The organism is Microbacterium sp. Kw_RZR3 (assembly GCF_029222405.1).
In the GTDB taxonomy this organism is placed as follows: Bacteria; Actinomycetota; Actinomycetes; order Actinomycetales; family Microbacteriaceae; genus Microbacterium.
The window spans coordinates 1-19,210 of sequence record NZ_JARHXC010000155.1; the positions used below are offsets into that span (position 1 = coordinate 1).

The 19,210-nt window shown below is 70.8% G+C and carries 16 protein-coding genes and 1 riboswitch; of the genes, 8 read left to right on the plus strand and 8 right to left on the minus strand.

Going from position 1 to position 19,210, the window contains the following annotated elements; translation table 11 throughout:
• From P2P98_RS08225 to P2P98_RS08245, 5 genes are all read right to left on the minus strand, one after another.
• Positions 1-988 (minus strand): sugar ABC transporter substrate-binding protein (locus tag P2P98_RS08225; RefSeq protein ID WP_275798957.1); only part of this gene is annotated, 988 nt, incomplete at its 3' end.
• A 107-nt stretch (positions 989-1,095) separates the two neighbouring features.
• On the minus strand, positions 1,096-2,745 hold the full coding sequence (locus tag P2P98_RS08230; RefSeq protein ID WP_275798961.1) for an amidohydrolase: 1,650 nt from the start codon (positions 2,743-2,745) through the stop codon (positions 1,096-1,098).
• Between the two features lie 432 nt (positions 2,746-3,177).
• A complete protein-coding gene (locus P2P98_RS08235; RefSeq protein ID WP_275798963.1) occupies positions 3,178-4,653 on the minus strand; it encodes an aldehyde dehydrogenase family protein in 1,476 nt (491 codons plus the stop codon).
• Positions 4,654-4,984: 331 nt separating this feature from the next.
• Positions 4,985-5,503 (minus strand): sigma-70 family RNA polymerase sigma factor, encoded by a 519-nt coding sequence (locus P2P98_RS08240; protein ID WP_275798965.1) that lies wholly within the window; start codon positions 5,501-5,503, stop codon positions 4,985-4,987.
• Positions 5,500-6,210, minus strand: a complete 711-nt coding sequence (locus tag P2P98_RS08245) for a hypothetical protein (protein ID WP_275798967.1) — start codon at positions 6,208-6,210, stop codon at positions 5,500-5,502. The genes P2P98_RS08240 and P2P98_RS08245 overlap by 4 nt, the downstream gene beginning before the upstream one ends.
• A gap of 274 nt (positions 6,211-6,484) precedes the next feature.
• On the opposite strand from P2P98_RS08245, the gene P2P98_RS08250 reads away from it, so the two are divergent.
• The 8 genes from P2P98_RS08250 (at position 6,485) to P2P98_RS08285 (ending at position 15,555) form a co-directional block, all read left to right on the plus strand.
• Entirely contained in the window at positions 6,485-8,143 is a 1,659-nt protein-coding gene (locus tag P2P98_RS08250) for a thiamine pyrophosphate-binding protein (protein WP_275798970.1), read from the plus strand.
• 10 nt (positions 8,144-8,153) lie between these two features.
• Entirely contained in the window at positions 8,154-8,561 is a 408-nt protein-coding gene (locus P2P98_RS08255) for a GNAT family N-acetyltransferase (protein ID WP_275798973.1), read from the plus strand.
• Positions 8,562-8,760: 199 nt separating this feature from the next.
• Complete coding sequence (locus P2P98_RS08260; RefSeq protein WP_275798976.1) at positions 8,761-10,221, plus strand: fumarylacetoacetate hydrolase family protein; 1,461 nt, start codon at positions 8,761-8,763, stop codon at positions 10,219-10,221.
• Positions 10,218-10,904, plus strand: coding sequence for a GntR family transcriptional regulator (locus P2P98_RS08265; RefSeq protein WP_275798978.1), 687 nt, complete (start codon positions 10,218-10,220; stop codon positions 10,902-10,904). Before P2P98_RS08260 ends, P2P98_RS08265 begins: the two co-directional genes overlap by 4 nt.
• 44 nt (positions 10,905-10,948) lie before the next feature.
• Complete coding sequence (hpaE, locus tag P2P98_RS08270; protein WP_275798981.1) at positions 10,949-12,451, plus strand: 5-carboxymethyl-2-hydroxymuconate semialdehyde dehydrogenase; 1,503 nt, start codon at positions 10,949-10,951, stop codon at positions 12,449-12,451.
• 182 nt (positions 12,452-12,633) lie between these two features.
• Positions 12,634-13,785 (plus strand): 3,4-dihydroxyphenylacetate 2,3-dioxygenase, encoded by a 1,152-nt coding sequence (gene hpaD, locus P2P98_RS08275; protein ID WP_275798985.1) that lies wholly within the window; start codon positions 12,634-12,636, stop codon positions 13,783-13,785.
• A 193-nt stretch (positions 13,786-13,978) separates the two neighbouring features.
• Positions 13,979-14,764, plus strand: coding sequence for a fumarylacetoacetate hydrolase family protein (locus P2P98_RS08280; RefSeq protein ID WP_275798988.1), 786 nt, complete (start codon positions 13,979-13,981; stop codon positions 14,762-14,764).
• A complete protein-coding gene (locus P2P98_RS08285; protein ID WP_275798991.1) occupies positions 14,749-15,555 on the plus strand; it encodes an aldolase/citrate lyase family protein in 807 nt (268 codons plus the stop codon). Before P2P98_RS08280 ends, P2P98_RS08285 begins: the two co-directional genes overlap by 16 nt.
• Before the next feature lie 301 nt (positions 15,556-15,856).
• On the opposite strand, the gene P2P98_RS08290 is transcribed toward P2P98_RS08285, so the two are convergent.
• The 3 genes from P2P98_RS08290 to glyA form a co-directional block, all read right to left on the minus strand.
• Positions 15,857-16,333 carry a cytochrome C5 gene (locus P2P98_RS08290; protein WP_275798994.1) on the minus strand — a complete coding sequence of 159 codons (477 nt, stop codon included), beginning with the start codon at positions 16,331-16,333 and terminating at the stop codon, positions 15,857-15,859.
• Between the two features lie 90 nt (positions 16,334-16,423).
• Positions 16,424-17,308, minus strand: coding sequence for a bifunctional methylenetetrahydrofolate dehydrogenase/methenyltetrahydrofolate cyclohydrolase (locus P2P98_RS08295; RefSeq protein ID WP_275798997.1), 885 nt, complete (start codon positions 17,306-17,308; stop codon positions 16,424-16,426).
• 359 nt (positions 17,309-17,667) lie between these two features.
• Positions 17,668-18,942, minus strand: coding sequence for a serine hydroxymethyltransferase (glyA, locus tag P2P98_RS08300; RefSeq protein ID WP_275799000.1), 1,275 nt, complete (start codon positions 18,940-18,942; stop codon positions 17,668-17,670).
• Between the two features lie 57 nt (positions 18,943-18,999).
• Positions 19,000-19,085, minus strand: a riboswitch (ZMP/ZTP riboswitch).
• Between the last annotated feature and the right edge of the window lie 125 nt (positions 19,086-19,210).

Genomic DNA, 19,210 nt, shown 5'->3' on the forward strand with positions numbered 1-19,210 from the left:
CGGTGATGTAGCTCGACAGGTCGGGGTCGGAGACCGTGACCACCTTCACGGGGAGGTCGACGCTGGCATCCGTCTTCCCCTCGCCGAGGGCGATGGGGATGTCGATGACGTTGTCGACGAGGTCCTTCAGCGAGAAGTACGTGGCGGCGCGGAAGAAGTTCCCGTCCCGCATCTTCTGCAGCAGGAACAGGTTGGGGTCGAGGCCGCCGACGTAGGTCTTCGGGTCGTTCTCGGCGCGACCCGAGGCGACGAGCGCCTGGTACGCCCCCTGCGCCGCGTCGCCGACCGCCGAGACGACGACATTGGCGTTCGGGTGCTGCGCGAGGAGCGTCGTCGTGACGGACAGTCCGTCGTCGGGGGTCACCGCCTGCTGCTCACCGACGATTTGGAGGTCGGGGCCGGTTTCCTTGAGGCCGTCGAGCAGACCCTTCGTGCGCTCCTGGCCGATCTGCCGCTCCGTCTCGCTGAGAACGATGACCTCGGCGTTCGGGCCCACGTTCTTCAGCGCCCACTCCGCGGCGTCCTTCCCCAGGTCGTAGCCCGACTGGTAGAAGCTGAACTGCAGGGTGGCGTCTTGGTTGGTCATGTCGCCGCCGTACGTGACCCAGTACTTCCCCGCGGCCCGGTACTGCTGCGCGACCGACTCGAGGCTGGCGGGGTCGACGGGGAAAGAGACGACGGCGTCGACGTCGCTGCCGAGGTTCGACGTGAGCTGGCTGACCTGCTTCTGCAGGTCCATCTCGTCGTTGGTGAAGCTCACCTCGACCCCCTTCTCGGCTGCGCGGGCCTCCACGATGCCGGTGATGGCTCCGTAGACCGGCAGCGCGGTGAAGGGGTAGTCGAACAGGATCTTCTTGACGGGGCCGCGCTCGGCGGGAGCGGTGGCCGCGCTCCCGGCGTCGTCGGCGGCGGTCGTGCTGCAGGCCGAGAGGGCGAGGCCGACGATGGCGACCGAGGCCATCGCGGTCAGGCGGAGACTGCGCTTCATGATGCTCCTAGCGGTGAGGTGATGCGGGTGACGGGTGCTGTCGTGCGGGTGGTGCAGGGGGGAAAGCCTGGGGACGAGCGCGGGTGCCGGAACGCGGATGCCGGATCTCAGGGCGTCCACACGCGTCGACCCGAGAACCAGGTCTCGACCGCGCGGGTGCGGACCACCTGCTCGATGTCGACGGCGAACGGGTCTTGATCGAGGACGACGAAGTCGGCCGACTTGCCGGGTGTGAGCGAACCGGTGACGTCGCCCAGCCCCATCGCCGTGGCGGCATTGATCGTGAACACCTCGAACGCCTCGTCGAGGGTCAGCGCCTGCTCCGGCCACAGCGTGCCGGGCGCTCGACCGAGGGGGTCGGCCCGGGTCACGAGCCCTTGGATGCCCTCCCAGGGGTTGGGCGAGACGCTGACGGGCCAGTCCGAACCTCCCGCGACGAGCACGCCGCGGTCGACCAGGTCGCGGTTGGGCTGGACCTGCGAGGCCTCGGGCTGGGGACGCACCTGGGCGATGGCATCCGGGATCACGCCGGGGAACCACAGGAACGGCGAGATGTCGGCCGAGACGTCGAGGTCGACGAAGCGCTGCCGGTCGTCGGGGTGGATGAATTGGCCGTGGGCGATCTGGTAGCGCGTGCTCGAGTCACCCGTGGAGCGCACCACCGCGATCGCGTCGAGCGCGACGCGGACGGCGGCGTCTCCCGTGCAATGGATCTTGGCCCCGAGCCCCTGCGCCGCCGTGCGGACGAGCCACGCGGTCAGCTCGTCGGGAGCCATCGTGGTGACTCCGCAGTGCGCGTGTCCGTGATCGGCGCTCGGCCGGTAGGGGGTGAGGAACGCGCCCGTGTGGGTGGGCGGCACGCCGTCGAGCGCGACCTTGACGAAGTCGGGGCGGTGGTGCGGGGTGCGGAACTCTTCGCGCCGCGCGACGAGCTCGTCACCCACGGGCGTGTTCGCGAAGAGGAACTCGCTCGACAGCAGCGACGACACGACCCACGCGTGCAGATCGCCGGTGTCGTCGAGGTCGCGCAGCGCTCCCATGATCTCGACGGTGGCGGCGGCATCCTGGAACGCGGTGATCCCGAACGAGTGCAGGATCTCGATCGCGCGGGCACTCGCGCGGCGGTAACGCTCGGGGGTGCGGGCGAGACTGCGATCGAGCGCCTCGGTCACCGGGAGCGTCGCGGACTCCATGAGCAGTCCGGTCGGCTCCCCCGTCTCGGCGTCGCGCACGATGTGCCCCTGCGCGGGGTCGGGAGTATCGGAACGGATGCCGGCTGCCGCCAGCGCCGCGGAGTTCGCGAAGCGGTTGTGGTGGCTGTCGTCGGTCAGCACGACCGGGCGTCCACCAGCCGCCTCGTCGAAGCGCGCGCGGGTCTCGGAGCGAGAGAAGTCGTCGAGCAGAACGCTGCCGAACGCCTCGCCCACGACCCATTCGTCGGGGCCCAGTCCGGCGGCGTAGGCGCGGACGGCGGCGAGCACCTCGTCGAGTCCCGCGGTGGGAGGGAAGGCGAGCTGGAAGAGATCGGCCTCGCCGGCCATGAGGTGGTGGTTGTGCACGTCGACGAGACCCGGGACGACGGTTGCGCCGTCGAGGTCGCGGATCTCGGTCGCGGGCCCCGCGATGGCGAGCACCTCGTCGTCCGTGCCCACGGCGAGCAGACGCCCATCGGCCACGGCGAGCGCCGTCGCGGTCGGGCGGGAGCGGTCGGCGGTGTGCACCACGGCACCCCGCAGGATGAGGTCGGCGACGGTCATGGGGTCTCCCGGGGATTCGGCGAGGTCGGTGGACGACCCCGGTACGGCGGAGCGACGGAGGGTGGAGCGGGTTTCGCCGGGCGCGGGTCCCGGGGAGCGGCGGAGCGGCGGAGCGACGGCGTGCGGGGTGGAGCAGCGGTGCGGAACGAGCCGGTGGGGTCGCGTGGTTCCGGACCGGCTGAGGACATCCTCCGCGCATCCGAGCCGCTCGACTTGACCACGGATGCCGCCGCGTTGACGACGGACGCACGACCCGCGCCGGAACCGCTCGGCGATCACGGCTGCACCCCGGCATAAACGCGATCCGCTCGCAGAAACACGCTGTGCACGTGTTTCCATGAGCGGATCGCGTTTATGCGGGGTCGAGGCCGGGGCGGGTCGGGCGGCTGTGCAGCGCCGACGCCGCGGCGGCGCACGCACAGCCCGCGCCGCTCAGCCGTTGATGACCTGGGGCACGCCGAGGGCCTTGAGTCCCTCGACGCCGAACTCGAGGCCGTAGCCCGAGCCCTTCACCCCGCCGAACGGGATCATCGGGTGCACGCCGCCGTGCGAGTTGATCCAGACCGTCCCGGCCTGCAGGCGCGCGGCCACGCGCCGGGCGGCATCGCGATCGCTCGACCACACCGAGGCGCCGAGACCCACGTCGAGGCCGTTAGCACTCGCGATGGCGTCCTCGAGGTCGGAGTACCGGATGACAGGCAGGGCGGGCCCGAACTGCTCCTCGTCGACGAGCGCGACGCCGTCGGTCACGTCGGCCACGATCGTCGTGCGGTAGAACAGCTCGCCGAGGTCGGTGGCCGGCTCTCCGCCGAGCACGACGCGGCCTCCGGAGGCCTTGGCATCCTGGACGAGTCGATCGATGATGTCGAACTGCTGCCTGTTCTGCAGGGGTCCCAGCACCGTCCCCTCGTCGAGACCGCGGCCCATCGGCACCTGCGCGGCGTACCCGGCGAGCGCGTCGACCACGGCGTCGTACACGTCGTCATGGACATACAGGCGCTTGAGCGCGGCACAGGTCTGCCCCGTGTTGATGAAGGCGCCCCAGAACAGCCCCTCGGCGATGGCCGCGGGATCGACGTCGGGCAGCACGATGCCGGCGTCGTTGCCGCCGAGCTCGAGGGTCAGGCGAGCGAGGTTGCCCGCGGAGCTCTCGATGATCCTGCGGCCGGTGGCCGTCGATCCGGTGAACATGACCTTGTCGACGTCGGGGTGGGCGACCAGGCGCGCGCCGGCATCACGGTCGCCCGAGAGGGCGATCACCACGTCGTCGGGCAGCACCTCGTTGATCACGTCGACGAGGGCCAGCACGCTCAGCGGCGTGTACTCGCTCGGCTTGACCACGACGGTATTGCCCATGCGCAGCGCGGGGGCGATCTGCCAGACGGTGATCATCATGGGCCAGTTCCAGGGGCCGACGGCCGCGACGACGCCGAGGGCACGGTAGTGCAGCTCGGCGTACACCTCCCCGTCGTCGACGACCACCTCGGGTTCCAGCTCGGTGGCCGCGGCGGTACGCAGCCACGCGGCGCACGCACCCACCTCGAACCGGGCGTTGGGACCGTCGAGAGGCTTGCCCTGTTCGCGCGAGAGCAGACGCGCGAGCGCCTCGGCGTTCGCCTCGATGCGGTCGGCCGCGGCCATCAGCAGACGACGGCGTTCTTCGTGCCCGACGGAATCCCACCCCGGCTGCGCCGCACGGGCGCGGGCGACGGCGGCATCGACGTCGGCGACCGTGTGCACGGGCGCTCGTCCGATGACCTCGCGCGTGGCGGCATCCGGAATCTCCCTCCCCTGCCCCTCGGGTGCCTGCACGCGCGCGAGGAGGGCTGCATCGTCGGCGTTCGTCGATGCGTCGGCGGCGGATGCCTCGACCGCGGGATCGGCCAGGGCGGGGGTGGGGTCGGACATCTCGGCTCCTTCGGTTCGTGTCCCGGGCCGTCGTGCGGGCCCGTTCCGTCAGCCTCCGCCGCGCGTGCGCGTGGCGCTTGTCCGCCCGCGCGCGCCCCATGACCGGCGGTGCCGCTTCTGCCCCCGCCTCCCTCTCCCTCTCCCCGCTGACTGGCGTCGTCGGCACGGCCCGCCCCCGTTTCTACGAGCGCCCGGCGCACGTCAGCGGAGCGGTCACGACGCCGGGGGGAGCGTGGGCCAGCGCAACGGCGACACCGCCACCCGGCGAGGCGCGGGTCGACGCCGCCACCCGGCCGGTGTCCCCGCACGGGTCGACTCCGGCCGGCGCGGGTCAGCGCAGCGTCGTCTCGCGCTCGCTCCCCGGCTCGAGGGCGAGGAACGCCGCTCGCAGCCGCCCGCGCGCCCGCTCGTACCTCTTGCGCGCCGCCGCCGGCCGTACCCCGGCGAGCGCTCCGGCTTCCGCGATTCCGAAGCCGTCCCAGAGCACGAGCCTGAGCAATTCCTGATCCGCCGGCGCGAGTGTGCCGAGGGCCTCCAGAGCGACGAACGCGTCGTCGCTCACCGGCTCGTGCTCCTCGCGCACGAGGGTCTCGTCGATCCGTGCGCGACGCGCGCGTTTGCGCCGGTGATTCGCGAGCACGTTCCGGGCGATCCCGAACGCCCACATGCGCTGATCCTCGGATGCCACGGGCAACCGCGCGCGATGCCGCCACAGCGCGAGCGCCGTCTCCGACACGCAGTCGTCGGCGTCGGCGCGCGACTCGACCCGGCGGACGAAGTACCGCAGGAGGTCGGGCATCAGCGGGGCGACGGCTTCCTCGAAGCGCCGCCGTTCAGCATCCGGGGTCACCACGAGAGCCCCGCGAGCATCTCGCCGCACCAGGCGTCGGCGGCCTCGACGCCCGCGCGGTCACCCGCCGTCGCGGCACGGGCGACGAGCTTCTCTTCGTCGACGATCCCTCCGCCGTCGGTCGCCACCGTCGCGGGCCAGGTCGCCGCCGTCGTCAACGTCTGCGCAGCGGTCTGTGCGCGAGCGGTGTCGCCGAGCGCGTCGGCATCCAGCCACTCCGCCCGCCAGGCGCACCGCGCGTACTGTTCGAACTCGGACCGGATGCCGGTGACCTGACGAAGCCCCTCACCCTGCGTCGCCGTCCGCTCGGCGATCGAGGTCGCGAAGCGCATGGTGTCGGAGCCGGGCGGCAGGATCGCCTGAGCGGGCCACAGCCCCACCGCGACCTCGACGTAATCGGGCGCGTCGATCTCGATCCACTCGCTGCCGTCGGCCTCGGTGCCGACGGGCTGAGTACCTTCGGGGGAACCGGGGTTGGGCGAACCGAACCAGCCGGTGCGGGCGAGGTATCCGGATGCCGCGGCCACCCCCGGCACCCCGATCGCGAACACCGCGATGATCGCGGCCGTCGGCACGACCCAGCGACGACGCCGTCGCCGGGGACGCTCGATCGCCGCGCGCACCAGGTGCCGCGCCTCGTCGGGGCTCAGTGCGACGTCGCGCGCGGGGTCGGCGGCGCTCAGCGCCGCGAAGGGGTCGGTGTTCATCGGGTGTCCTTTCTCATTCTCTTCACCCCGTACCTGTCGCGACCGCTCCCGAACGTGACACCCCGCCCGGCCTCTTTCCGTTGACTCGCGCCGAATGCTCGCTCGAACGCCGTTTCCTTGAGCATTCGGCGCAACTCAGCCGGCGAGGAAGCCCCTATACTCGATCCCGTCAGGCGCACGAGGTCGTGCGTCGCTGCTCGAAAAAAGGGCACGTAGCGGAGTCCCCGCGAGACACATACGGCATTCATCCCGTCGTCTCGAAAGGCTCGTCGTCATGCCCACCGTCTCCGCGCACGTCGCGCACACCCTCGCCCGCCACATCGACACCGTCTTCGGCGTCATGGGCAACGGCAACGCCTACTTCCTCGACGCGCTCGGCCGCGATACCGGCTCGAGCTTCGTCGCCGTGCGGCACGAGGCCGCCGGGGTCGTCGCCGCTGACGCGCACTACCGCGCGTGCGGACGCCTCGCCGCGGCCACCGCCACCTACGGCGCCGGGTTCACCAACACCCTCACCGCGTTGGCCGAGGCGGTGCAGGCCCGCAGTCCCCTCGTCCTCATCGTCGGTGACGAGCCCACCTCGGGCCCGCGCCCGTGGGGGGTCGACCAGATCGCCCTCGCCGCCGCTGTCGGCGCTCGCACTTACACGGTCGGCCACCGCGACGCCGCCGCGACGATCGTGATCGCCATCGAGCACGCCCTCACCTACCGCCTCCCGGTCGTGGTCGGCATCCCGTACGACGTCGCGACCCGCGAGGCGGGCCCGATTCCGGATGCCGCGGCCCCCGGCGCCGAGCCCCAGGTCACCCCGGAGCACCCCCCGCTGGACGCGTATGCGGACGGCGTGATCGACCAGATCGTCGACGCGCTCGCGACGGCCGAGCGTCCCGTACTTCTGGGGGGACGCGGCGCCTGGCTCGCGGGGGCGGGTGCCGCTCTCGACGACGTCGCCGCCCTGACCGGCGCCCTCACCACCACCAGCGCCCTGGGCCGCGGTCTGTTCTCCGACCCCACGCGCGATCTCGGTGTCGCCGGCGGCTTCGGAGCCCCCGGGGCGATGGAGCTCGCACGGGAGGCCGACGTGGCCGTCGTCTTCGGCGCGGGCCTGAACCAGTTCACGATGCGCTTCGGCGAACTCTTCGCCCCCGGAACGCGCGTGTTCCAGGTCGACCTCGCGGCCGCCGCCACCCACCCTCACGTGGGCGGGTACGTGCGAGCAGATGCCGGAGACGTCGCGCGCGAGATCGCCCACCGCTTGCGCACGCGCGGCGCCATGCCGTCGACCTGGGGCGACGGCCTCGACCTCGCCGTGGCTCGACGCCAACCCGAGGGACAGGGGCTCGGACCCGACCGCCGCCTCGACCCACGGACGGCGGCCGCTCGCCTCGCCGAGTTGCTGCCGTCGGACCGCGTGGTGGTGCACGACGGCGGGCACTTCATGGGCTGGTCGAACATGTACTGGCCGGTCGAATCGCCCGACCGCATGATCATGGTCGGCACGGCGTACCAGTCGATCGGCCTGGGATTCCCGAGCGTCCCAGGAGCCGCGATCGCCCGCCCCGACTCCACGATCGTGCTGAGCACCGGCGACGGCGGCGGACTCATGGCCCTCGCCGATCTCGAGACCGCGGTCCGTGTCGCCGGTGGCCGAGGCATGGCGATCGTGTGGAACGACGCGCAGTACGGCGCCGAGGTCCTCAACTACGGTGTCAAAGGTCTGCACCCCGACCCGATGCTCATCCCCCAGGTCGACTTCGCCGCCGTCGCGCGAGGCTTCGGCGCCGAGGGCCTGGTCGTCGAGACGGTCGATGACCTGCAGGCCCTGGCATCCTGGGTCTCCCGCTCACCCGAAGACCGGGGCTTCCTCGTGCTCGACCTGCGGGTGAGCGCGGCGATCGTGGCACCGTTCTGGGAGGAAATCGCGGCGCGGTAGTGTCGGGGACGTGCGGTACTCGTTCGACTCCCCGACCCCGGCCGAGTTCGCGGCCCTGTACGCCGAGACCGGATGGGGTGAGTGGCCTGCCGACACGTTCGAGCGCGCCCTCGTCGGCAGCTGGGTCGTCTGCGCCGCCCGCGACGACGACGGTGCACTGGTGGGCATGGGCCGCCTCATCAGCGACGGGGCGCTCCACGCCTTCGTGACCGAGATGATCGTCGCCGAGACCGCCCGGGGAGGCGGTGTCGGCGCCGAGATCCTCCGCCAGCTCGTCGCCGAAGCGCATCGCCGCGGCGTCCGCGACGTCCAACTCTTCGCAGCCCGCGGCCGCGTGGGCTTCTACGAGCGCAACGGCTTCGTCCGCCGGCCGCCCGAGGGCCCCGGGATGGATCTGGCCGCTCCGCCCGGCGACTGACCGACCCTCCCGAACACAACGCGGAGATCAGCCGCGCGGCCCGTACCGTGCTGTGCGGTTGCGGCCCGCGGCCGTCTCTTCTCCTGCACGGCGTCGTGATCTGTGCCGATCAGCCCTGGCCGGTGTGGTCGACCGGAAGACGTGTTGTCGTCGCCGAGCGGATCGTATACGATTTCGAATACGACGCGAGGGAGCATCCATGACCGACACCGACCCCCGGTTCACCGCCCTCGGCGCGCGCCCCGGCAAGATCGTGGCCGTCCACCTCTCCTACGCCTCGCGCGCCGACCAGCGCGGCCGCCGCCCGGCCGCCCCCTCCTACTTCTTCAAGCCGTCCAGCTCACTCGCTGCCTCGGGCGCCGAGATCGTCCGCCCCGCCGGCACCGAACTCCTCGCCTTCGAGGGCGAGATCGCGCTCGTCATCGGCGAGCCCGCGCGATGGGTGACTCCGGATGCTGCGTGGTCGCACGTGGCATCCGTCACCGCCGCCAACGACTTCGGCCTGTACGACCTCCGCGCGAACGACAAAGGCTCGAACGTCCGCTCCAAGGGCGGCGACGGCTACACGCCCGTGGGCCCCGAGCTCATCGACGCCCGCGACGTCGACCCCGCCGCCCTCCGGCTGCGCACCTGGGTGAACGGCGAGATCGTGCAGGACGACACCACAGCCGGGCTCATCTTCCCGCTCGCGCAGATCGTCGCCGACCTCTCACAGCACTTCACCCTCGAGACCGGAGACGTCATCCTCACCGGCACCCCCGCGGGGTCCTCGGTCGTCGTGCCCGGCGACGTGGTGGAGGTGCAGGTGGATGCCGGCATCCACTCGACCGGCCCGCTCCGCACCACGGTGGTCCAGGGCGACCGCGCCTTCGATGCCGCGGTCGGCTCTCTCCCCACGGTGGACGACACCCAGCGCACCGAGGCGTGGGGCTCCGCCGAGGCCGCGGGGCTGACCCCGCCCGCTCCCACCCTCACCCCGGAGCTCCGCGCGAAGCTCGAGCGCGTCCCCGTCGCCGCGCTCAGCGGACAGCTGCGCAAGCGCGGCCTGAACGACGTCACCATCGACGGCGTGCACGCCCTCACCCCCGGTAGCCGCTTCGTCGGCACGGCCCGCACGCTCCGCTTCCTCCCCCACCGCGAAGACCTCTTCGCCTCCCACGGCGGCGGGCAGAACGCCCAGAAGCGCGCCTTCGACGCGGTCGAGAAGGGCGAGGTCATCGTGATCGAGGCCCGCGGCGAGACCGGCTCCGGAACCCTCGGCGACATCCTCGCGATCCGCGCCCACGCCCGAGGGGCCGCCGCCATCGTCACCGACGGCGGAGTCCGCGATGCCGAGGCCGTCGCCGCGGTGGGCATCCCGGTGTTCACCGCCGGTCCCCATCCCGCCGTCCTCGGCCGCCGGCACGTGCCGTGGGAGACCGACGTCGCGATCGGCTGCGGCGGCACGACCGTCGAGCCCGGCGACATCCTCGTCGGCGACGGCGACGGCGTGATCGTGCTCCCGCCGGCCCTGGCCGAGGAGGTCGTCGACGCGGCCCTCGCTCAAGAGGCCGAAGACGCCTGGATCGCCGAGCAGGTGGCATCCGGTCACCCGATCGAGGGCCTGTTCCCCATGAATGCCGAGTGGCGCGCCCGCTACGAGAGCGAGGTCACCCGATGACGGACGTGACGGCGAGCAGAAGCAAGTCGCAGCAGGCATACCACTGGATCAAAGACCGCATCGCGTCGCAAGACTTCACCCCCGGCTATCGCCTCGTGCTCGGCTCGATCGCCGGAGAACTCGACATGAGCGTCGTGCCGGTGCGCGAGGCGATCCGTCAGCTCGAGGCCGAGGGCCTGGTGATGTTCGAGCGCAACGTGGGCGCGCGGGTGTCGATGGTCGACGACACCGCCTACCGCTTCAGCATGCAGTCGCTCAGCATCCTGGAGGGGGCGGCGACCGCGCTGTCGGCGCGTGCGCTCACGACCGACGACGTGCGCCGCGCCCGCCAGGTGAACGAGCTGATGGTCGAGACGCTCGAGCACTTCGACCCCCGCGCCTTCACCGCGCTGAACCAGGAGTTCCACGCGATTCTCTTCGCCAAGTGCGCGAATCCGCGCATGCTCGAACTCGTCCAAGCCGAGTGGGCCCGCCTCGGGCACCTCCGCGACTCGACCTTCAGCTTCGTGCCGGGCCGCGCCGCCGAGTCGGTGCGCGAGCACGACAACATCCTCGTGCTCATCGAGACCGGCGCCCCGCTCGCCGAGATCGAGAAGACCGCTCGGCGTCACCGCTCGGCCACGCTCGACGCCTACATGATCCACGAGCACCCCGATCAGGTGCTCGGCCTGCCCGCTTTCTGATTCCGGATGCCATCGGCATCCGCCCCTCCAAAGAAGGAGTTCGTATGACCCGCCGTATTCCCGCCGACCTGCCCGAGCGCATCCAGCACTACATCGGTGGTTCCTTCGTCGACTCGGTCGACGGTGACATATTCGACGTGCTCGACCCGGTGACGAACCAGACGTATCTGCGCGCCGCCGCGGGCAAAAAGGCCGACATCGACCTCGCCGTCGCCGCCGCGCGAAAGGCGTTCACCGAGGGTCCGTGGCCGCGCATGCTCCCGCGCGAACGCTCGCGGGTGCTGCACCGCATCGCCGACATCGTCGAGTCGCGCGACGAGCGCCTCGCCGAGCTCGAGTCGTTCGACTCGGGCCTGCCGATCACGCAGGCACTCGGCCAGGCCCGCCGCGCGGCCGAGAACTTCCGCTTCTTCGCCGACCTGATCGTCGCCCAGACCGATGACGCCTTCAAGGTGCCCGGTCGCCAGCTCAACTACGTCAACCGCAAGCCGATCGGCGTCGCCGGCCTCATCACGCCGTGGAACACGCCCTTCATGCTCGAGTCGTGGAAGCTGGGACCCGCGCTCGCCACCGGCAACACCGTGGTGCTCAAGCCCGCGGAGTTCACGCCGCTGTCGGCATCCCTGTGGGCCGGCATCTTCGAGGAGGCGGGCCTGCCCGAGGGCGTGTTCAACCTCGTCAACGGCCTCGGCGAAGACGCCGGCGACGCGCTCGTGAAGCACCCCGAGGTGCCGCTCATCTCGTTCACCGGCGAGAGCAGCACCGGGTCGCTGATCTTCGCGAACTCGGCGCCGTTCCTGAAAGGCCTGTCGATGGAGCTCGGCGGCAAGAGCCCCGCGATCGTGTTCGCGGACGCCGATCTGGATGCCGCGATCGACGCGACCATCTTCGGGGTGTTCTCGCTCAACGGCGAGCGATGCACTGCGGGCAGCCGCATCCTCGTCCAGCGCGAGGTCTACGACGCGTTCGTCGAGCGCTACGCGGCGCAGGCGGACCGCGTGAAGGTCGGCTACCCCGACGACCCCGCGACCGAGGTCGGTGCACTCGTGCACCCCGAGCACTACGCGAAGGTCATGTCGTACGTCGAGCTCGGCAAGACCGAGGGGCGCCTGGTCGCCGGCGGCGGCCGCCCGGACGAGTTCCCCGAGGGCAACTTCGTCCGCCCCACGGTGTTCGCCGACGTCGCTCCCGACGCGCGGATCTTCCAGGAGGAGATCTTCGGCCCGGTCGTCGCGATCACGCCCTTCGACACCGACGAAGAGGCTCTGGCCCTCGCGAATAACACGAAGTACGGTCTCGCCGCCTATGTGTGGACGAACGACCTCAAGCGCGCGCACCTGTTCGCGCAGAACGTCGAGGCCGGCATGGTGTGGCTGAACTCCAACAACGTCCGCGACCTCCGCACCCCCTTCGGCGGGGTGAAGGCCTCGGGTCTCGGCCACGAGGGCGGCTACCGCTCGATCGACTTCTACACCGACCAGCAGGCCGTGCACATCACGCTCGGTCCCGCCCACAACCCGACGTTCGGCAAGGCGTCGGCGCACTGAGCCCGGCGGCCGGTGGTCGGTGGCTGAGCTTGTCGAAGCCACCGCCGACCCGCAGAACGACCGGTCCCTTCGACAGGCTCAGGGATCTCCACCGAAACCGGTGGCTGAGCCCGACCACCGATGGCTGAGCCCGTCGAAGCCACCCCCGACCCGCAGAACACCCCACGCAAGGACGCGACCCCATGGCAAAGCACACCGAAGAAGAGAAGACCTCCTCCGGCTTCTGGGTGACCCAGGAAGCCCCCATCGTCTCGGACGACCCCATCCCCACCCCGACGGCCCCCGCGCCCGACATCCTCCGCTGCGCGTACATGGAGCTCGTGGTCACCGACCTCGCCGCATCCCGTGTCTTCTACGTCGACATCCTCGGGCTGCACGTCACCGAGGAGGACGGCGAGGCGATCTACCTCCGCTCGACCGAGGAGTTCATCCACCACAACCTCGTCCTGCGCAAAGGCCCCGTCGCCGCCGTGGCCGCGTTCTCGTACCGCGTGCGCTCCGCCGACGACCTCGACAAGGCGGTCGCGTTCTACGAGGAGCTCGGCTGCGACGTGCGCCGCGCGCCGAACGGGTTCACGAAGGGCATCGGTGACTCCGTCCGCGTCGTAGACCCGCTCGGCTTCCCGTACGAGTTCTTCTTCGACACCGAGCACCAGGAGCGCCTCTCGTGGCGCTACGACCTGCACTCCCCCGGCGAGCTCGTGCGCCTCGACCACTTCAACCAGATCACGCCCGACGTCCCCCGCGCGGTGAACTTCATGCAGGCGCTGGGCTTCCGCGTGACCGAGGACATCCAAGACGAAGAGGGCACGGTGTACGCCGCCTGGATGCGCCGCAAGCCCACCGTGCACGACACCGCGATGACCGGCGGCGACGGCCCGCGCATGCATCACGTGTGCTTCGCGACGCACGAGAAGCACAACATCCTGGCGATCTGCGACAAGCTCGGTGCCCTCCGCCGTTCGGATGCCATCGAGCGCGGCCCCGGCCGCCACGGCGTCTCGAACGCGTTCTACCTCTACCTGCGCGACCCCGACGGGCATCGCGTCGAGGTGTACACGCAGGACTACTACACCGGCGATCCCGACAACCCCGTCATCACCTGGGACGTGCACGACAACCAGCGCCGCGACTGGTGGGGCAACCCCGTCGTGCCGTCCTGGTACACCGACGGCTCGCTCGTGCTCGATCTCGACGGCAATCCCCAACCGGTGCGCGCCCGCGAGCACTCGAGCGAGATGGCGGTGACGATCGGCGCCGACGGCTTCAGCTACACCCGCCCGCCCGAGGACGAGGCATCCGGATCCGAGTTCAAGCTCGGCAACCAGCTCTGACCCGCCTCCCCCGCAGCGTCCAGGCATGTCCCACTTTGTGCAGGAACCACCTCCAGAACCTGCACGAAGTGGGACACGCAGCGCGCACCTCCCCCCACCCCCTCGACCCATGTCCCACTTCGTGCCGAAATCACCACGGAAACCTGCACAAAGGGGGACACGCCCGGTTCCACCGACCTCCAGGAAGGACACCATGCTCACCGACGCACAGCTCGACGCCATCGCGGCCGAGCTCGCCGAGGCCGACCGCACCCATTCGGTGATCCCGCGCATCACGGCGAGATTCCCGGATGCCACGGTCGACGACTCGTACCGCATCCAGGGCCGCTGGCGCGACACGCAGCTCGCCGCGGGGCGAACGCTGGTGGGGCGCAAGATCGGGCTGACCTCCAAGGCCATGCAGCAGGCGACGGGGATCACCGAGCCCGACTACGGCGTGATGTTCGACGACACCGTCTACCGCTCGGGCGACGAGATCCCGGTCGACCACTTCTCGAACGTGCGCATCGAGGTGGAGCTCGCCTTCGTGCTCAAGGAACCGCTCGAGGGCCCCGACTGCACGCTCGACGACGCCCTGGCCGCGATCGATTACGCCGTCCCCGCGCTCGAGGTGCTGAACTCCCACATCGAGCTCGAAGGCCGCACGATCGTCGACACGATCAGCGACAACGCCGCCTACGGCGCCATGGTGCTGGGCGACGTCCGCAAGCGCCCCGACGAGATCGACCTGCGGTGGGTGCCGGGCGTGCTCAGCCGCAACGGCGAGATCGAAGAGACCGGGGTCGCCGCGGGCGTCCTCGGCCACCCCGCAACCGGTGTCGCGTGGCTGGCGAACAAGTTCCACCAGCACGGCGCGCGCCTGGAGGCGGGCGAGATCATCCTGGCAGGATCGTTCACGCGCCCGATGTGGGTGTCGCGGGGCGACGACGTGCTCTGCGACTACGGACCGATGGGAACGATCTCGTGCCGCTTCGTCTGAACCCGACCTTCCGCGCGGCTCTCGCGGCATCCGATCGTCCCCTCGCGGGGATGTGGGTGTGTTCGGGCAGTGCCGTCGCCGCGGAGATCGCCGCGGGCTCGGGGCTGGACTGGCTGCTGCTCGACATGGAGCACTCGGCCACCTCGCTCGAGACCGTGCTCACGCTCCTGCAGGTGAGCGCGGCGTACCCCGTGACCCCGGTCGTCCGCGTGCCGTGGAACGACCCGGTCGTGATCAAGCAGGTGCTCGACCTCGGCGCGCAGAACCTCATCGTGCCGATGGTGTCGTCGGCGGACGAGGCCCGCGCCGCCGTCGCCGCGACCCGGTACCCGCCGGCAGGCATCCGCGGGGTCGGCAGTGCCCTCGCCCGCAGCGCCCGCTGGAACCGCGTCGACGGCTATCTCACGGGCGCGGCCGAGCACGTCTCGCTCACCGTCCAGATCGAGACCACCGCCGGAGTCGCCGCCGCGGCCGAGATCGCCGCCGTCGAGGGAGTGGATGCCATCTTCGTCGGCCCCTCCGACCTGTCGGCATCCATGGGTCTTCTCGGTCAGCAGTCGCACCCCGACGTCGTCGCCGCGGTCCACGCCGTGTTCGCCGCGGGACAGGATGCCGGGACCCCGGTCGGCGTGAACGCGTTCGACCCCGCGGTGGCCGAGGCGTACCTCGACGCGGGAGCCGACTTCGTCGCGGTCGGAGCGGACGTCGCCCTTCTCGCGCGCGCCTCCGAGGCCCTGGCGCAGCGGTTCGCCGCCCCGCCCTCCGCCACCATCCCTCGCGCCAGCTACTGACCGGCCTCGGTCGAGCACGGGCCAAGGCTCCGAGCCGCACGCCCACGCCCCGCGCCAACCCGCCCGCGCCCGGCACGCGCCAGCCACGGGCCAAACTCCTGAGTTCTCGCACTCGCCAGCACGCGCCAGGCCATCGAAACCCGCTCCAGGCCCCGTTCTCAGGAGTGTGGCCCGCGCGCCGCGGCGCATACGCCCGAACGAGCCCTCGCCGGGAGGCGGGACGCCCGCTGAGCCCGGACACGCGAAGGGGGCCGGACGATCCGTCCGGCCCCCTTCGTCACGCCTCAGTCTTCGTCGCGTCTCAGTCCTCGTCGTCCTCGTCGTCGTCGCCGATGATCTCGATGTCCTCGACCTCGAGCTCGGGCGTGAGCTGCACGTGCACGAGCGCGTCGGGGAATGCCGTCTCCCCCGCGAACACGACGATGATCGCGTCGGCGAAGATGCCCACGCCGATCGCCTCGAGGTCGGTGCGCAGGTCGATGTCCGCGCTCAGCTCGTCGTCGTCTACCGCCTCCTCGATCTCGGTGGCGATCTCGTCGACGATCGCGCTCCAACGGTCCTCGGTCACCGAGAGGATGTCCTTCAGGTTGGACAGGATGCCGTCGAGGTCGGGCTCGTCCTCGTCGTCGATCTCGGGGTCGAGGTCGACCTCCACCTCGACGCCCGCGGCATCCAGGTGTCCGACACCGATCACGCTGTCTTCGTCGATCTGGGCGTCGTCGAGCAGGCCGCTCTCGGTGACGCGGCGGAGGAGGTCGTTCAGCACGGACTCAGTCATGCACATACGATCCCACGGGGAGAGGGATCCTGCCCAGCCCTTGCACGCGAGGCTCCGTCCGTTCGCTCGGCGGTCGCACCCCGTTCACCGTCAGACCGCGGCGGCGCGCTCCGCGGCCTCGACGACGTTCGTCATCAGCAGGGCGACCGTCATGGGTCCGACGCCGCCCGGGTTGGGCGACACGAAGCCCGCGACCTCAGCCACGTCAGGGTGCACGTCGCCGTAGACGCGGGACTTCCCGGTCTCGGGGTCGGTCTCGCGCGTCACGCCCACGTCGAGCACCGCGGCGCCCGGCTTGACGTCTTCGGCGCGCACGATGTGCTTCACGCCCGCGGCGGCGACGATCACGTCGGCCTCGCGCAGGTGCTTCGCGAGGTCGGCCGTACCCGTGTGGGTCAGCGTCACGGTGGCGTTGATCTCGCGACGCGTCAGCAGCAGGCCGATCGAACGCCCGATCGTGACGCCGCGGCCGACGACCACGACCTCCTTGCCCTTCAGGTCGTAGTCGTTGCGCAGCAGCAGCTCGATCACACCGCGTGGGGTGCACGGCAGGGGCGTGAGGATCGGCGCGTTGACGTTGAGCACGAGGCGCCCGAGGTTCGTGGGGTGGAGGCCGTCGGCATCCTTGGCCGGATCGATGCGCTCGAGGATCGCATCGGTGTCGATGTGCTTCGGCAACGGCAGCTGCACGATGTAGCCGTGGCAGGCGGGGTCGGCGTTGAGGCGGTCGATGACGGCCTCGACCTCTTCCTGGGTGGACTCCGCGGGCAGTTCGACCTGGATCGAGTTCATGCCGATGGCCTCGGACTGCTTGTGCTTCATGCCGACGTACAGCTGCGAGGCGGGGTCGGCTCCGACGAGCACCGTCGCGATGCCCGGAACGATCCCCTTCTCCCGCAGAGCGGCGACGCGCTCGGTGAGCTCCGCCTTGATCGCCGCCGACGCGGCCTTACCGTCGAGAATCGTCGCCGTCATGGCATCCCTCTTCCTGGGTGTCGATGGGTCGTGCGGGGTGTGCCCACGCATAAACGCTTCCTGCTCACATAAACGCGCGCTGCGCGTGTTTCTGTGCGCGAATCGTGTTTATGCGTGGGTGATCGGGGCGGTACGGGTTGCGGACCACCCGGGGGCGGGCGATGGCCGCGCCTCGACCCGAGGAGCCGCGATCCCGAGCCCTCCGTGACGCATAAACGCCATCCACTCACGTAAACGCGCTGTCCCCGTGTTTCCGCGCGTGGATCGCGTTTATGCGTGGGCCTGGCGGCCACCCGCAGGACGCGAGCACCGGATGCCGAGACGGGACCGCCGCGACGACGGCCCCGCCCCGGCGGGGCTCACTGCTGCAGGTCGGGGTACAGCGGGAACGCGTCGGTCAGCTTCGCCACACGCGCGCGCAGGGCCTCGACGTCGGCACCGGGGATCAGCGCGAGGGCGATGATGTCGGCCACCTCGGTGAACTCGGCATCGCCGAAGCCGCGGGTCGCGAGCGCCGGGGTGCCGATGCGCAGGCCCGAGGTCACCATCGGCGGACGCGGGTCGTTCGGCACCGCGTTGCGGTTGACCGTGATGTGGATGTCGTGCAGCAGGTCTTCGGCCTGCTTGCCGTCGATCTCGGCCTCGCGGAGGTCCACGAGCACGAGGTGCACGTCGGTGCCGCCCGAGCGCACGGCGATGCCGGCGTTCTTGACGTCGTCCTGGGTGAGACGGTCCGCGAGGATCGCCGCACCGCGGAGGGTGCGCTCCTGGCGCTCCTTGAACTCCGGCGTCATCGCGAGCTTGAACGCGGTCGCCTTCGCGGCGATCACGTGCATGAGCGGGCCGCCCTGCTGCCCGGGGAAGACCGCGGTGTTGATCTTCTTCGCCAGCGCCTCGTCGTTGGTGAGGATGAGGCCCGAACGGGGGCCGCCGATCGTCTTGTGCACGGTGGTCGAGACGACGTGCGCGTGCGGGATGGGGCTCGGGTGAACGCCCGCGGCGACGAGACCGGCGAAGTGCGCCATGTCGACCCACAGCAGCGCACCCACCTCGTCGGCGATCGCGCGGAAGGCCGCGAAGTCGAGCTGACGCGGGTAGGCCGACCAGCCGGCGATGATGACCTTCGGCTTGTGCTCGACGGCGAGGCGGCGCACCTCGTCCATGTCGATGACGCTGGTCTCGGGGTCGACGCCGTAGGCGACGATGTCGTAGAGACGGCCCGAGAAGTTGATCTTCATGCCGTGCGTCAGGTGGCCGCCCTGGTCGAGGGCGAGGCCGAGCAGCGTGTCGCCGGGGCGCGCGATCGCGTGCAGCACGGCGGCGTTCGCCGAGGCACCCGAGTGCGGCTGGACGTTCGCGAACTCCGCGCCGAACAGCTGCTTCGCCCGCTCGATCGCGAGCGACTCGGCGACGTCGACCTCTTCGCAGCCGCCGTAGTAGCGGCGACCCGGGTAGCCCTCGGCGTACTTGTTGGTCAGCACCGAGCCCTGCGACTGCAGCACCGAGACGGGAACGAAGTTCTCCGACGCGATCATCTCGAGGAATCCGCGCTGACGGTTCAGCTCGCGCTCGAGCACCTCGGCGATCTCGGGGTCGACCTCGGAGAGGGGGGCGTTGAAATACGGATCGGTCATGCGATCTCCTTGACGATGGTTCCGGATGCCACGGACTCGGCGAGTCCGCGGAGATACCGCATCGACCCAGGCGTGCGGTCGAATACCGTCAAGCGGTCGCTCCCCGGTGGTGTCCCACCTCAACGCCAGTCGCGACGGTGCCACTTTAGCGGGTAAAGGCGACCGCGCCCCACGGGTCCCGGCATCCACTGTTCCTCCACAGGTTCCGCGTGAAGCAGAGATGGCTGAGCTCGTCGAAGCCACCGGGGCCCCGCAGGTTCTGCCCGAA